Origin of the sequence: Selenomonas sp. F0473 (assembly GCF_000315545.1) — a bacterium.
Classification (GTDB): Bacteria; Bacillota; Negativicutes; order Selenomonadales; family Selenomonadaceae; genus Centipeda.
Genome location: NZ_JH992902.1, coordinates 377,314 through 390,040, shown reverse-complemented (window position 1 = coordinate 390,040; position 12,727 = coordinate 377,314). Strand labels below are relative to the sequence as shown.

The following is a 12,727-nucleotide window of genomic DNA, read 5'->3' as shown; positions in this document are numbered from 1 at the left end:
AGCTTAAATAAAGTACATTAGAGTTTCGTCCGTCTCTTCGCTGTTCAACGCAGTGAGAAGATCTTCCAAAGTGATTGCACGCAGTGTGTCTAAGATACTCTGATCCAATACGGAAAAGACACGGCGCGAGAGCATGCGGTTGAGCGTTTCCATTCTTTCCGTCGCAGGGCCTGCCTTTTCAATCAAGGAGATTTCAATGGAGGAGAGAATATCGTATGCGGTAATCTCGCGCGGATGCCGAGAGAGCTGATAGCCGCCCTGCGACCCTTTGATGGAATTGACGAGTCGGCTCCGCTTGAGCAACGAGAAGACCTGTTCCAGGTATATTTTGGAGATGCCGAGATGCTCGGAGATGCTAATGATGGTGATAGGAGACGAGGCATCGTAGTTGCGGGCAAGAAAAACCATTGCGGCGATGCCGTACCGTCCTTTTGCAGAAATCTTCATAACGAGGGCCTCTTTTCAAAAGCATATTTTTTCTATATATATAATATGTTAATATTGCGGAAATGTCAATAAAAAATCCCTTCTTCTCTGCAGAAGAGGGGATTTTTGCATTTGTACCATCCGGCATTAACGCTTCGAGAACTGGGAAGCCTTGCGCGCTTTCTTGAGACCGTACTTGCGGCGTTCCTTCTCGCGCGGGTCACGTGTAACAAAACCTGCCTTCTTCAGTGCGGGACGAAGCTCCGCGTCCATCTCGATAAGGGCGCGCGTGATGCCGTGACGAATCGCACCTGCCTGACCGGATGCGCCGCCGCCCGCAACATTGGCAATGACATCGTATTTGTCAACCGTTTCGGTCAGATTGAGCGGTTGACGAACAATCAACTCGAGCGTTTTAAGCCCGAAGTATTCCGCCATATCGCGACCGTTGATCGTCACTTTGCCGTCGCCGGGAACGAGACGAACGCGGGCGACCGAGGTCTTGCGTCGTCCCGTGCCGTAGTAAGTAACTTGTGCCATTGAACAGATTCCTCCTTTTTACGAAACTCAGCGAATGTCAAACGCCAGCGGTTCCGGCTTCTGCGCCGCATGGGGGTGTTCGGAACCGACATAGACGTTCAGCTTACGGAACATCTGAGCACCGAGGCTGTTCTTCGGCAGCATGCCCTTGACGGCATGCTCAATAACGCGGGTGGGGAAGCGCCGGAGCATTTCTTCGGCGGTTGTAAAGGTCGTGCCGCCTTGATAGCCGGAGTGACGGAAGTAGGTCTTTCCCGTCAGCTTCTTTCCCGTGAACTTTACTTTCTCAGCATTGATAACAATGACATAATCGCCGGTATCGACATGCGGTGTGTAAATGGGCTTATTCTTACCGCGAAGAACTTTCGCAATCTCCGCCGCGAGGCGCCCGACCGTCTGATTCTCGGCATCTACAACGTACCACTTGCGCTCAATATCGGTGGCTTTTGCCATAACCGTGGTTTTCACGTAATTCCCCCCTAGAGAGTAAGAGTATTTTCGTTATGAATTGATGCGATATACACTCACGCCTCCGGGGCTAATGGATACATGAAAAATATCACACGTCGCTATTCTATGAAATTTTGAATACAATGTCAAGAAATTTTATCCATTGCACGCTTTACTTTTTCCGCAACACCGTGCATTTTCTTCTTAGGAACGGAACATGCCGCGATTCGTACGCCCATTTTAAGCGGCACCGCGAAGATAAGGTCCTCATGAAGAAGATCGCAGACCGTCTGCGGATCGTGTGAGGGAACGGCAAGGAAGAAACCGCCTTTGTACGGGAGGGCGGAGAGACCGCATGCCGCCGCTTCCCGCATGAAGATATCGCCGCGCTCTTGTACGAGACGGTAGAGCGCGGCGCGTTCCGTTTCATAAGAGGCGTACGCGCTCTTGTTCTGCTCAATGCGTGTCAAAAGCGTCATCGCACCGCGGTTGATATTCGACCACGTCGCGCGGGCGGAGTATTTCGTAATTTCGCCGAACTCTTCGACAACGGATTGATTCGAGGAGAGGGCGATGAGCGCACCGCAGCGCTGTCCGTAGAACGTATACGCTTTGGACATGGAGAATGCGAACAAAACGAGAATGTTCTCGGAGAGCCCTGTGAATTTCTGCATGAATGCCCGCGCTGCGATTTTTTCTCCGGCAAAGTCAATGTAAGCGATATCGACCAGCAATTGGATCTTTCTCCCTGCCGAAGCATATTTCTTCACGACGTTCAGCACATGATCCCAATCGGATGCCGAGAGACTGTATCCCGTCGGATTATGCGCGGGGGTATTCAGGATGACGAGGAGGCTTTCCTGTACGCGCAGCAGTTCGTCTACCGAGGCGGCAAAGGCTTCATGATTGAAGTTGTTATGCGCATCGAACAGCCGGAAATTCGTAATGGAGCAGCCGATCTCCTGACAGATGACACCGTAGGTTCCCCAAAACCAATCGGAGGTGAGAACCTTGTCGCCGCGTTCCACATAGTTGGCGACGGCCAAACGTAATGCACCCGTACCGCCGGCAGAGGCGATGGCACCGAGATACCCGTCCGGGCGATTTCCGGCAAATGTAATATCGATGACCGCATCGAGATAGGAAGGAAGACCAGCGATCGGAGCATAGGCAATATAATCTTCGATGGGGAGGGAGCGGAAGATCCTTTCTACGGTCGGCAGATGCGCCAGCTTTCCCATATCGTCCATGACCGCGCCGATCGTTGCATTTGTGACGCGATCCTCGCCGTATTTTTCACTCGCTGCGCGACATGCGGCGCTTGCACCGAAAATCGCATCCTTTAATCTCTTTGAAGCTGCATGGGATGCCGCCATTTGAAATGCCATTTCAATACACTCTCCTTTTTATACGACCCAGGAAATCATAGCGCTTTATGGGTACGGTGTCCACGCAATCAAAGGGTGTATACAAGTATTCTTCATCCGATTTTCGTATTTGAAACAAGCGGTTGTCATTGAGATTCGGCAGGGAAGAATTCGTCATGGATTGCATTGACCGCTTCCTTCACGCTGCCTCCCTTGATAAGGCAGGAGATGCTGATTTCGGAGGTGCTGATGATCTCGATGTTGATTTTCGTACGCGAGAGTGCGCCGAACATGCGCGCCGCGATCCCGGGGCTGCCGAGCATCCCTGCGCCGACAATGGAAACTTTTGCCACATCGTTATCGATGAGAACGGAGGAGGCGTCAATTTTTTCTGCAATGCGTTCCACCACATGTTTTGCCTCCAGGGCGTCGATCGAGGCGACGGTAAAAACCATATCGGTGATGTTCGACTCTGCGCTGCGCAGGCTCTGCACAATCATATCGACGTCGATGTTCGCGTCCGCCAGCGCTGAGAAAATCTCATGCGCGACGCCGGGAACATTGGCAACGCCCAAGACGGCCACTTTCGAAACGTGCTCGTCATGCGTTACACCGCGAATGATAAAGGACTTCTCTTCCACTGTATATTCCTCCCTAATGATCGTACCCGGCTCAGAGTTAAATGTGGAACGGACGTGAATGGGGATCTTATAGAGCTGTCCCATTTCCACAGAGCGCGGCTGCATCACGCCGGCGCCGAGACGCGCCATTTCGAGCATTTCATTGTATGTAATCTCGCGCATACGTCGCGCACCCTTGGCGATACGCGGGTCGGCGGAATAGATTCCGTCGACGTCGGTATAGATTTCGCAGGCATCCGCGCCGATGGCGCCCGCAATGGCAACGGCGGAAGTATCCGAACCCCCGCGGCCGAGCGTGACGGGATTACCGTCGGGATCCGTTCCTTGAAATCCCGCGATCACGACAACATTTCCCTTGGCAAGTTCCTCATGGATGCGTGCCGGGGCAATACCGGTGATGCGTCCTTTTGTGTGCGCGCGATCCGTTTTCATCCCTGCCATCGCACCCGTAAGCGAGACAGCGGGCTGCCCCATGGAGCGAAATGCCATTGTGAGAAGCGCGATGGAAACCTGCTCTCCCGTGGTCATCAGCATGTCCATTTCACGCGCATACCGGTACGGGGTGTCTACTACCTGCTCCGCAAGCGCAATCAGATCGTCCGTCGTGTCGCCCATTGCGGAGACGACCATGACGATTTGGTCATCAGGGGCTTTTTCGCTCAGAATGCGCTTTGCAACATTCTTTATCTTTTCAGGCGTCGCAACGGAACTTCCGCCGAATTTCTTTACAATGAGTGCCATATCCTGTCCCCCTAAGGATCAATTTTTTGCTATAGTAAATTGCTGAACAAATTATACACGGAAGAGCGTATTGTGTCTAGTAAACGCTTTAAATGATGGTCCCGCAGGGACTATTCCAAAACGATCGCCGTTCTTCTGCATATAGAGGCAGATAGAAATAGGGGGTTATTCCGCATTCGCATGAATAATCCCCTATGGTAGTTTGATGCTGTGCGCTGCTTTTATCCAAAATAATTTTAGATAACGGCAGTTATAACCCTTTGTTTATTTCCGGTCGAGAAGGGCCAGGATTTCAGGCGCTTTTCCGTCTGAACCGAGGACTTCTTTGATCTTATGAGAGACCAATTCCTTAATGTAACTGCGGCCGTCAGTGAGATATTGACGCGGATCGAAGTGAGCCGGCTCCTTCCTGAAGTGTTCGCGGATGCCGGCCGTCATCGCAAGACGCAGATCCGAGTCGATATTAATCTTGCAGACGGACGACTTCGCTGCGCGGCGGAGCTGGTCTTCGGGGATTCCGACGGCATCCGGCATATGTCCTCCGTTCTCGTTGATAATTTTCACATATTTAGGAACGACGGATGATGCGCCGTGGAGAACGATGGGGAATCCGGGGATGCGCTTTTCGATTTCCTCCAGAATATCGAAGCGAAGCGGCGGCGGTACGAGAACACCGTCTGCATTGCGTGTGCATTGGTCCGGTGTGAATTTAAACGCACCGTGCGAGGTGCCGATTGCGATGGCAAGGGAGTCTACGCCGGTCTTTTCCACGAAATCCTGAACCTCTTCGGGTTTTGTATAGGATGCATCCTCTGCCGAGACGTTCACATCATCTTCAATACCAGCGAGCTGGCCAAGTTCAGCCTCAACGACGACGCCATGTGCATGCGCATATTCGGCAACGCGTTTTGCGAGAGTTACGTTCTCATCGTAGGGGAGATGAGAGCCGTCAATCATAACGGAGGTAAAACCGCCGTCAATGCAGGCTTTGCAGATATCAAAGTCCGCGCCATGATCGAGATGGAGTGCAATGGGAATGTCGTTGATTTCAAGAGCGGCCTTCACAAGGTGAATGAGATATTCATGACGCGCGTATTTGCGGGCACCCGCAGAGACCTGCAAGATCAGCGGAGAGTTGAGTTCGCCGGCAGCGTCTGTAATACCCTGGACGATCTCCATGTTGTTGACGTTGAAAGCGCCGATAGCGTATCCGCCGTCATAGGCTTTCTTAAACATTTCCTTCGTTCCGACAAGTGGCATGTGATTCCCTCCTAAAAAGTTAACCGCAGATAAACGATTTCATTGTAACATAATTTATTTGTACTGAATACCGTTTTTTGAAATTTCGCCGCCGTTCTGCTATAATGAGTGGACTCATTTGTAAAGGAGGTGGCAGAGCGTGCAGTTAAAACGATTGGAAGCGTATGGCTTCAAGTCGTTTGCCGAGCGGATCGTCGTCGAATTCGACCGGGGAATTACGGCTGTCGTAGGACCGAACGGGAGCGGAAAAAGCAATATAACGGATGCCGTTCGCTGGGTTCTTGGGGAACAGAATATCCGTATGCTGCGCGGGCTTCGCTCCGAGGATATTATCTTTTCCGGTTCCGCCGCACGCCGTGCGCTCAGCGTTGCCGAAGTTGTCTTGGTATTCGACAATCGTGATAAAACGCTGCCCATCGACTATGAGGAGGTTGTCGTAAAGCGTCGTCTTTATCGCAGCGGAGACAGCGAGGTGTATCTCAACGGTTCTCGCTGCCGGATCAAGGATATCTACCGGCTCTTTGCCGATACGGGGATCGGCCACGACGGAATGAGCATCATCGGACAGAATCGGCTGAACGATATCCTTGACAGCCGCCCCGAAGAGCGGCGCGTTTTTTTTGAGGAGACGGCGGGAATTACAAAATACCGTACGCGCAAGCAGGAAGCGCTGCGTAAACTGCGGGATAATGACAGCGATCTCGTTCGACTCAGCGACATTATGTACGCTCAAGCTGCAGAACTGGAGCCGCTTGCGGCTCAGGCTGAAAAGACAAAGACATATCGCACGCTTGAAGCAGAACGGCGTCAGTATCTGCTGACGGCACTTATACAAGAATATGATAATCTTTTAACCGAACGGGAAAGCCTTGACCGAACGCTACATTCCTATCGTGACGAGGAGGCGTCTTTGATCGGGGAGCGTATGCGCGCCGAGGAAAAAAAAGGCACGATCGAGGAAAAAGTGCGGCACATCGACGACGATATCGAAGAACTAGAAAAGAACAGCACAAAGACGCGGGAGGCTCTTGACGCGCTGCAACAAGAGTCCGCAACGCTTGCGGGACGGCAAGATCAAGGAATCAGACGAAAAGAGGATATTGAGCGGCTGCAGCAATCCAGCCGTACTAAAATTGATGCAACGCGGCAGGAAATTACACAAATCGAACATTCATTATCCGGAAAAATCGCGGCTCGCGATGTGAAACAACAGGCATGTGCGCGGGCGCGGGAAAAATTGGATGAAATTCTCCGTCAGCATGCCGCATATGAGGAGCGTGCATCTCGTGCCAAATATGCGTGCAGCGGCGTCGCGCGTACCGTTGCAAGGCTGCGTGAGGAACTTGCCGTTGTTTCCAATAATTTCGAGCGTGAAGACGAGGGGGGGACGCGGCGCCGAGAGGAACTTGCGCGCAGGAAGGCGGTGCTTACAGAGACTCGAAATACGCTCAAAAAAGCAGAATCTCATGTGCGGGAGTTGGAAGAGAAACATCAACGTCTTTTGCATGAACGCGATCATCTTGCATATGTGATTGAAGAGAGTCAATCGGAGACACACGCCGTTGAAGATCGTATTCTCCATTCGGACGAAGAGCTTCGCCGCACACTGCAGCGCTTTGATTTTGTTCGAAAACTCCAAGAGAGTTATGAGGGGTTCGGTAAGGACGTCCAGCTTGTTCTTCAAGCAGATGAAAAATGGCGCGACGGCGTTTTCGGTGTTGTCGCCGATCTGATCGGTATCCCGCAGCGCTATTTGACCGCAGTGGAGGCTGCGCTCGGCGGAACCGTCCGCAATATTGTCACAAAAGATGCGCGCATTGCGAAAGAGGCAATATCCTATCTCAAACAGAACAGCGGCGGACGCGTTACTTTTCTTCCGCTTTCCACAATTGCCGTGCGGCAGCCGCGTGAGATCAATCTCCGACGCATGCGGGGGGCGGTCGGCTGGGCGAATACGCTCGTTACAGTCGAGGAGAGCTTTCAAAAGGTTGCGGATCATCTTCTTTCTCAAACGTTGGTCATGGAGACCTTAGAGGACGCCCTTTTGGCAGCGAAGGAAAACGGCTACCGTATCCGCATCGTAACGCTGACGGGCGAACTTCTGAACCCGGGAGGATCCCTCACCGGGGGAGGGCGGAGACGACAGCAGTCCTTTTTACTGAATCGGCGCCATGAGATGGAGACGCTGGAGACGGCGCTTAACGCTCAAAAAATACAATACGGCGAGCTTCAGGAACAACTGAAAGAGCGGAAAAGCCTTTTAGAGGATAACCGAGCACGTTATTCTTCCATTCATGAAGAAGAAGAGCAGTCAAATCGTGTTCTTTTGGAGGAGCGGGGAAAGTGTGACGTGCTGCGCGCGCGCCTCATGGACCAAGAGGCATCGGTATATGCCTTGGAATGCAGCGAGCATGCGGAGCGGGAGAACAGCGCCAAATTCGAGCGGGAAAAAATAAGGCTCGAGCGAAACTTGGCACAATGCGGCGTACATGAAGAGCGCTTTTCTAAGGAACTTGAAGAAGCAGAGAATCGGATTACAGCGTTATCATCTGACGTGCAAGCACATGAAAAACAAATTCATGAGCTCGAAGTAGAATGTGCCGCGCTCAATGCGGAGATTCAGACGGGGACGGATCATGTAAAGACGCGTGAATTAGAATGCCGTGAGGCGGCGGAGATGCTCGGCGGTTTTACCGAGCAAATAGCGCGGCTGAGCGAAGAGTTGTCCGAGGCCGGAAAACGTCTCGATATCCTTGAAGTTGCCATAAGTGAAAAAGGCGCTACGCTGCAGGATTATAGCATGGCCGATCGGAGTTTAAAGGACCGACGCCTTCAGTATGAGGCGGAAGCCCGCCTCTTGGATGGATCGATTAAGGACAGCATTGCTCGTACAGACAGCGTACGCGGAAAAATCCACGAAAGCGATAAACAGTTGGATCGCATCCATGTGCGCATTTCAGACTGCCGAGAATCGCTGCTTTCGGAATTCGGCATGACACCAGAAGCTGCGGCACAGGAGACGGAAGCGGTTGATGGTTCGCTGTTAAGCGAGCGCCTTAGAGAACTCGGCGACGCGATCCAATCGCTTGGCTCTGTGAATCCGAATGCGGTGGAGGAATATGCGGAGAAAAAGGCGCGCTATGAAGAGGAAGAGGCACAGATTCGCGATCTCCAAACGGCGAAAGAGGATATAGAGCGCATCATCCAAAAAATCGATACGGATATGACGCGGACATTTCGCGATGCATTTCAACAGATTCAAGGTTATTTTAACGAGACATTTGTACGACTCTTTGGCGGCGGAGCGGCGGAACTGCGTCTTACAGACCAAGACGATATACTCTCCAGCGGTGTGGAGATTTTGGTCACGTTACCCCATAAAAAGCGACAGAACCTATCGGCCCTCTCGGGAGGGGAACGCGCCCTTACGGTCATTGCGCTTCTATTTTCCTTTTTACGCTATCGCCCGTCGCCTTTTTCCATTCTCGACGAGATTGATGCGCCGCTCGATGAGGTGAACGTATCACGCTTTGGCGATTTCTTACAGGAGTTTGCCCATGATACGCAGTTCATTGTGGTAACGCACCGCAAGGGAACGATGCGGGCCGCAGACAGTATGTACGGTGTTACCGTTGAGGACGCCGGCGTATCGAAGGTGCTTTCTATTAGGCTGAAAGACTATGAAGAGGGTGCGAGCGCTTAGATTTTTGACGAAAAGGAGCAATCATGGGATTTTTTGATCGACTTAAAAAAGGGCTCGGCAAAACCAGGGAAAATTTTACACAAAGTATAGAACGACTGATCATCGGGTATGCGAATATTGATGACGATCTCATCGATGAACTCGAAGAGACGCTCCTTACGGCAGATGTGGGGGTAAAGACTACGGAGACGCTGATTGCTGCGGTGCGCAAGGGGATCAAACAAAAAGAAATTCGTAGTCTCGAAGATATTATTCCTTTTTTGGAGAAAGAGATCGTTCGTATCCTGGAAGCGGGAGACGACAGTCTGCGGATGGCGGAAAACGGACCTACAGTTCTGCTTGTGATCGGTACCAACGGCGTTGGAAAAACGACGACGATCGGAAAACTAAGCGCCTTTTATCGCGGACAAGGGAAGTCGGTGCTGCTCGCCGCAGCGGATACCTTTCGCGCGGCCGCGATAGATCAGCTGGAAATTTGGGGTAAGCGTACGGGCGCACAGATCGTCAAGCATGTCGAAGGGGCCGATCCGGCAGCGGTAGTGTTTGACGCTATGCAGGCGGCAAAGGCACGCGACATCGATATTGTCCTTGTGGATACTGCCGGCAGACTGCAAACAAAGTCCAACCTTATGCAGGAATTAGAGAAAATCTATCGGGTGATCGGGCGTGAAATTCCGGGTGCGCCGCATGAAACGCTGCTCGTTCTCGATGCGGCGACGGGGCAGAATGCGATTAGCCAGGCAGAACTGTTTACACAGGCGGCACCCGTTTCAGGGATTGTGCTTACCAAATTAGACGGCACGGCAAAGGGGGGCGTGACCGTCGGTATCAGATCGCAGCTTTCGATTCCGATTAAGTGGATCGGCGTGGGAGAAGGCGTCGAAGATCTTCGTCCATTTCATGCCGTGGATTTCGTCAATGCGCTATTTCTGAAAAAAGAAGATGCAGCAGAACCGCTATAGCGGAAAACGTGATTTGTAGATGAAGCGGAGGTTATACATGTACGAAGATCTCATAGAATCTCGGATCAGAAGTGAAGAAATCTTTGATGGAACATTGCTGCATGTCCTTAGAGATACAGTGAGACTCCCTAATGGGAAAGAGGCGGTCCGTGAATGGATTCGTCACCCGGGGGCGGCCGCCGTTTTGCCCGTTCTGCCTAATAGAAATGCGATCTTGGTACGGCAGTATCGCTATCCGATTGGAAAGGTTACTTTAGAAATACCCGCCGGGAAATTGGATGATGAAGGAGAGGATCCTCTGCACTGTGCGCAGCGTGAACTGTCCGAGGAGACGGGCTATACGGCTGAGAGATATGATAAGCTGACAACGATCGCGACGACGGTAGGATTTTCGAACGAATACATTCATCTTTATCTCGCACGTGGGCTTTCCTCCGGTAAGCAACATACTGATGAAGATGAGTTTGTCAATGTCGTACAGATACCGTTTACACAGGCCGTTGATATGGTAAAAACGGGAGAAATCATAGACGCCAAGACCGTTATATCCTTGATGATGGCGTCAGAGTATTTACAGATCTGCTGATATATATGGGAGAAATTTATGTTTGGATTTAACTTTACGGAGATGTTGTTGGGAATCCCGGGACTGATCATAGCAATGACTTTCCATGAGTATGCACATGCGCGTGTTGCTGTTTCACTTGGGGATTTTACGCCGCGTCTTATGGGGCGTCTGACAATTGACCCGAGGGCACATATTGATCCCATTGGACTTATCATGCTCTTTCTTGTACGGTTTGGATGGGCTAAACCTGTCATGATTAATCCGAGTAACTTTAAGCATCCGAAAAGGGATGATATCCTTGTCTCTTTAGCAGGGCCTGCAATAAATTTTATTCTTGGTTTCATTTCATTTTATATATTGTATTTTATTCGATTCTATAATATAGAAATTTCGTCGATTACATTCAGTATCATACAAATGATATTTATCTATAATGTCAACTTTGCTATATTCAATATGTTGCCGATTCCGCCTTTGGATGGTTCCCATATTTTACGGAATCTTTTACCGCCGCAATTTGCCTATCGCTACCAGTCAATCGAGCGGTATAGCATACTGATCATGATCGTATTCATTGCAACACCGGTGCTGGGGATTGTTCTCATGCCGTTGTTTCAATTTATTTACACTATATATAAGGTGCTTGCTGGTATTCTTGTGTTTTAACGGAGCATATGAAATCAACTTATCTTGTGAAATTGGATGCGTTTGAAGGTCCTATGGATCTGCTCATGCATCTCATTGAAAAGAATAAAATCGATCTTTACGATATTCCAATCGCAGAATTGACAAGACAATATCTTGCATATATCGATACGTTGTATGAGTTTGATATCGAATTTGCAAGTGAGTTCTTGGTTATGGCAGCAACCCTTTTACGAATCAAATCGCGGATGATGCTGCCGAAAACTGTCGTAGACGAGCCGGATGCAGAAGATCCTCGTATGGAACTCGTAATGCGTTTACTCGAGTATAGACGCTTTAAAGAAGTGACGCCAACGCTTTACTTAATGGCGGATACGCAAAATGCATATGTGGAGCGCGCGCCTATGCCTCTTCCCATACATCGCTTGGCGCCCGAAAATTTATCGGCAGATTCTCTGATGAAAATTTTTTGTACATTGCAGCGTATGAATGAAGAAGCTGCAATACCGACTATGGTGATTGCGTCGGAAGAGTATCGTGTGCAGGATAAAATGTCGGATATCCTATCATTGCTTGAAAAACGCCATGGAACGATCGGCCTGCGCGATGCATTTCCGACCGGAACGCGAGGAGAGTTGCTGGCTGCATTTTTGGCACTCCTAGAATTGATAAAGATGCAGGTTGTTGTTGTATCTCAAGATCATCTGTATCATGATATACAAATTGAGATGAAGGAGGGCATCCGTGGCGTCTCTTAATCAGACCTCTGTTTTAGAGGCGATATTATTTGCTTCCGGTACGCCGCTCTCCGCACAGAAACTCTCTGAAATCATCGAAGCTCCGGTGTGGAGTGTCCAAGAATTGCTGGCAGAGCTTGAGAAAACTTTAGCGGAACGATCCAGCGGTATCGTTTTGCGTCAGTCTGCGGGAGGCTATCAGCTTGTCACGCATCCGGAGACCTTTTCGTTTGTAAAAAAACTATCGGAAGTCGTACGGCCGACCCTGTCCGCATCGGCAATGGAGACGCTTTCTATTATTGCCTATAAGCAGCCTATTACAAAACAGGAAGTGGAGTATATTCGCGGGGTAAGAGCAGAACGATCAATCGGGCGGCTTCTCGAATTAGAGTTGATCTATGAGATGGGACGTAAACAGGTCGTCGGACGTCCTATTCTCTACGGAACGACAGATTTATTTTTACGCGCCTTTGGCCTAGATAGTCTTGACTCCTTGCCCATGCTTCCTGCGGTGGAGGATGTGAAGTCTACCTTGGACAACGACCAGCTGCGCCTGTTTGAAGAGATGCGCACGTCATCTGATTTACCCGAAGAAAATGATATACACGAGGAGTGACATTTGTTACGGTAGGTATGTTGTTCCGTAGGTATTGCTTCCATAATATGCAGGAGGGCGAATAATCACAC

At 50.4% G+C, this 12,727-nt stretch carries 12 protein-coding genes; 6 read left to right on the top strand and 6 right to left on the bottom strand.

Annotation, left to right across the window (positions count from 1 at the left end; all coding sequences use genetic code 11):
* Positions 1-3: 3 nt before the first annotated feature.
* The 6 genes from HMPREF9161_RS01795 to fba all read right to left on the bottom strand — a co-directional run bounded on the left by HMPREF9161_RS01795 (position 4) and on the right by fba (position 5,425).
* Positions 4-447 (bottom strand): Rrf2 family transcriptional regulator, encoded by a 444-nt coding sequence (locus HMPREF9161_RS01795; protein ID WP_009727966.1) that lies wholly within the window; start codon positions 445-447, stop codon positions 4-6.
* Positions 448-573: 126 nt separating this feature from the next.
* Positions 574-966 (bottom strand): 30S ribosomal protein S9, encoded by a 393-nt coding sequence (gene rpsI, locus HMPREF9161_RS01790; RefSeq protein WP_009727965.1) that lies wholly within the window; start codon positions 964-966, stop codon positions 574-576.
* A 27-nt stretch (positions 967-993) separates the two neighbouring features.
* Positions 994-1,419, bottom strand: coding sequence for a 50S ribosomal protein L13 (gene rplM, locus HMPREF9161_RS01785; protein WP_232213531.1), 426 nt, complete (start codon positions 1,417-1,419; stop codon positions 994-996).
* 143 nt (positions 1,420-1,562) lie between these two features.
* Entirely contained in the window at positions 1,563-2,804 is a 1,242-nt protein-coding gene (locus HMPREF9161_RS01780; protein WP_009727963.1) for an aminotransferase class I/II-fold pyridoxal phosphate-dependent enzyme, read from the bottom strand.
* Between the two features lie 125 nt (positions 2,805-2,929).
* A complete protein-coding gene (locus HMPREF9161_RS01775; RefSeq protein ID WP_009727962.1) occupies positions 2,930-4,165 on the bottom strand; it encodes an aspartate kinase in 1,236 nt (411 codons plus the stop codon).
* Positions 4,166-4,429: 264 nt separating this feature from the next.
* A complete protein-coding gene (gene fba / locus HMPREF9161_RS01770) occupies positions 4,430-5,425 on the bottom strand; it encodes a class II fructose-1,6-bisphosphate aldolase (RefSeq protein ID WP_009727961.1) in 996 nt (331 codons plus the stop codon).
* Positions 5,426-5,564: 139 nt separating this feature from the next.
* Between fba and smc the strand changes: the two genes are divergently transcribed.
* The 6 genes from smc to scpB are packed head-to-tail and all read left to right on the top strand — an operon-like array spanning position 5,565 to position 12,656.
* Positions 5,565-9,128, top strand: a complete 3,564-nt coding sequence (gene smc, locus HMPREF9161_RS01765; protein ID WP_009727960.1) for a chromosome segregation protein SMC — start codon at positions 5,565-5,567, stop codon at positions 9,126-9,128.
* A gap of 23 nt (positions 9,129-9,151) precedes the next feature.
* Positions 9,152-10,090: a signal recognition particle-docking protein FtsY gene (gene ftsY / locus HMPREF9161_RS01760; protein ID WP_009727959.1), complete on the top strand. Its 939-nt coding sequence runs from the start codon at positions 9,152-9,154 to the stop codon at positions 10,088-10,090.
* 37 nt (positions 10,091-10,127) lie between these two features.
* Complete coding sequence (locus tag HMPREF9161_RS01755; RefSeq protein ID WP_009727958.1) at positions 10,128-10,676, top strand: NUDIX domain-containing protein; 549 nt, start codon at positions 10,128-10,130, stop codon at positions 10,674-10,676.
* A gap of 18 nt (positions 10,677-10,694) precedes the next feature.
* A complete protein-coding gene (locus HMPREF9161_RS01750) occupies positions 10,695-11,324 on the top strand; it encodes a site-2 protease family protein (RefSeq protein ID WP_009727957.1) in 630 nt (209 codons plus the stop codon).
* Positions 11,325-11,332: 8 nt separating this feature from the next.
* A complete protein-coding gene (locus tag HMPREF9161_RS01745; protein ID WP_037348534.1) occupies positions 11,333-12,061 on the top strand; it encodes a ScpA family protein in 729 nt (242 codons plus the stop codon).
* Positions 12,048-12,656: an SMC-Scp complex subunit ScpB gene (gene scpB / locus HMPREF9161_RS01740; RefSeq protein WP_009727955.1), complete on the top strand. Its 609-nt coding sequence runs from the start codon at positions 12,048-12,050 to the stop codon at positions 12,654-12,656. The genes HMPREF9161_RS01745 and scpB overlap by 14 nt, the downstream gene beginning before the upstream one ends.
* Positions 12,657-12,727: the final 71 nt, after the last annotated feature.

Excerpts from the sequence above, each read along its gene's own strand:
- HMPREF9161_RS01780 (WP_009727963.1), bottom strand. The coding sequence starts at position 2,804 with ATGGCATTTCAAATGGCGGCATCCCATGCAGCTTCAAAGAGATTAAAG.
- HMPREF9161_RS01745 (WP_037348534.1), top strand. The coding sequence starts at position 11,333 with ATGAAATCAACTTATCTTGTGAAATTGGATGCGTTTGAAGGTCCTATG.
- ftsY (WP_009727959.1), top strand. The coding sequence starts at position 9,152 with ATGGGATTTTTTGATCGACTTAAAAAAGGGCTCGGCAAAACCAGGGAA.
- HMPREF9161_RS01775 (WP_009727962.1), bottom strand. The coding sequence starts at position 4,165 with ATGGCACTCATTGTAAAGAAATTCGGCGGAAGTTCCGTTGCGACGCCT.
- fba (WP_009727961.1), bottom strand. The coding sequence starts at position 5,425 with ATGCCACTTGTCGGAACGAAGGAAATGTTTAAGAAAGCCTATGACGGC.
- HMPREF9161_RS01750 (WP_009727957.1), top strand. The coding sequence starts at position 10,695 with ATGTTTGGATTTAACTTTACGGAGATGTTGTTGGGAATCCCGGGACTG.
- rplM (WP_232213531.1), bottom strand. The coding sequence starts at position 1,419 with ATGGCAAAAGCCACCGATATTGAGCGCAAGTGGTACGTTGTAGATGCC.
- HMPREF9161_RS01755 (WP_009727958.1), top strand. The coding sequence starts at position 10,128 with ATGTACGAAGATCTCATAGAATCTCGGATCAGAAGTGAAGAAATCTTT.
- rpsI (WP_009727965.1), bottom strand. The coding sequence starts at position 966 with ATGGCACAAGTTACTTACTACGGCACGGGACGACGCAAGACCTCGGTC.
- HMPREF9161_RS01795 (WP_009727966.1), bottom strand. The coding sequence starts at position 447 with ATGAAGATTTCTGCAAAAGGACGGTACGGCATCGCCGCAATGGTTTTT.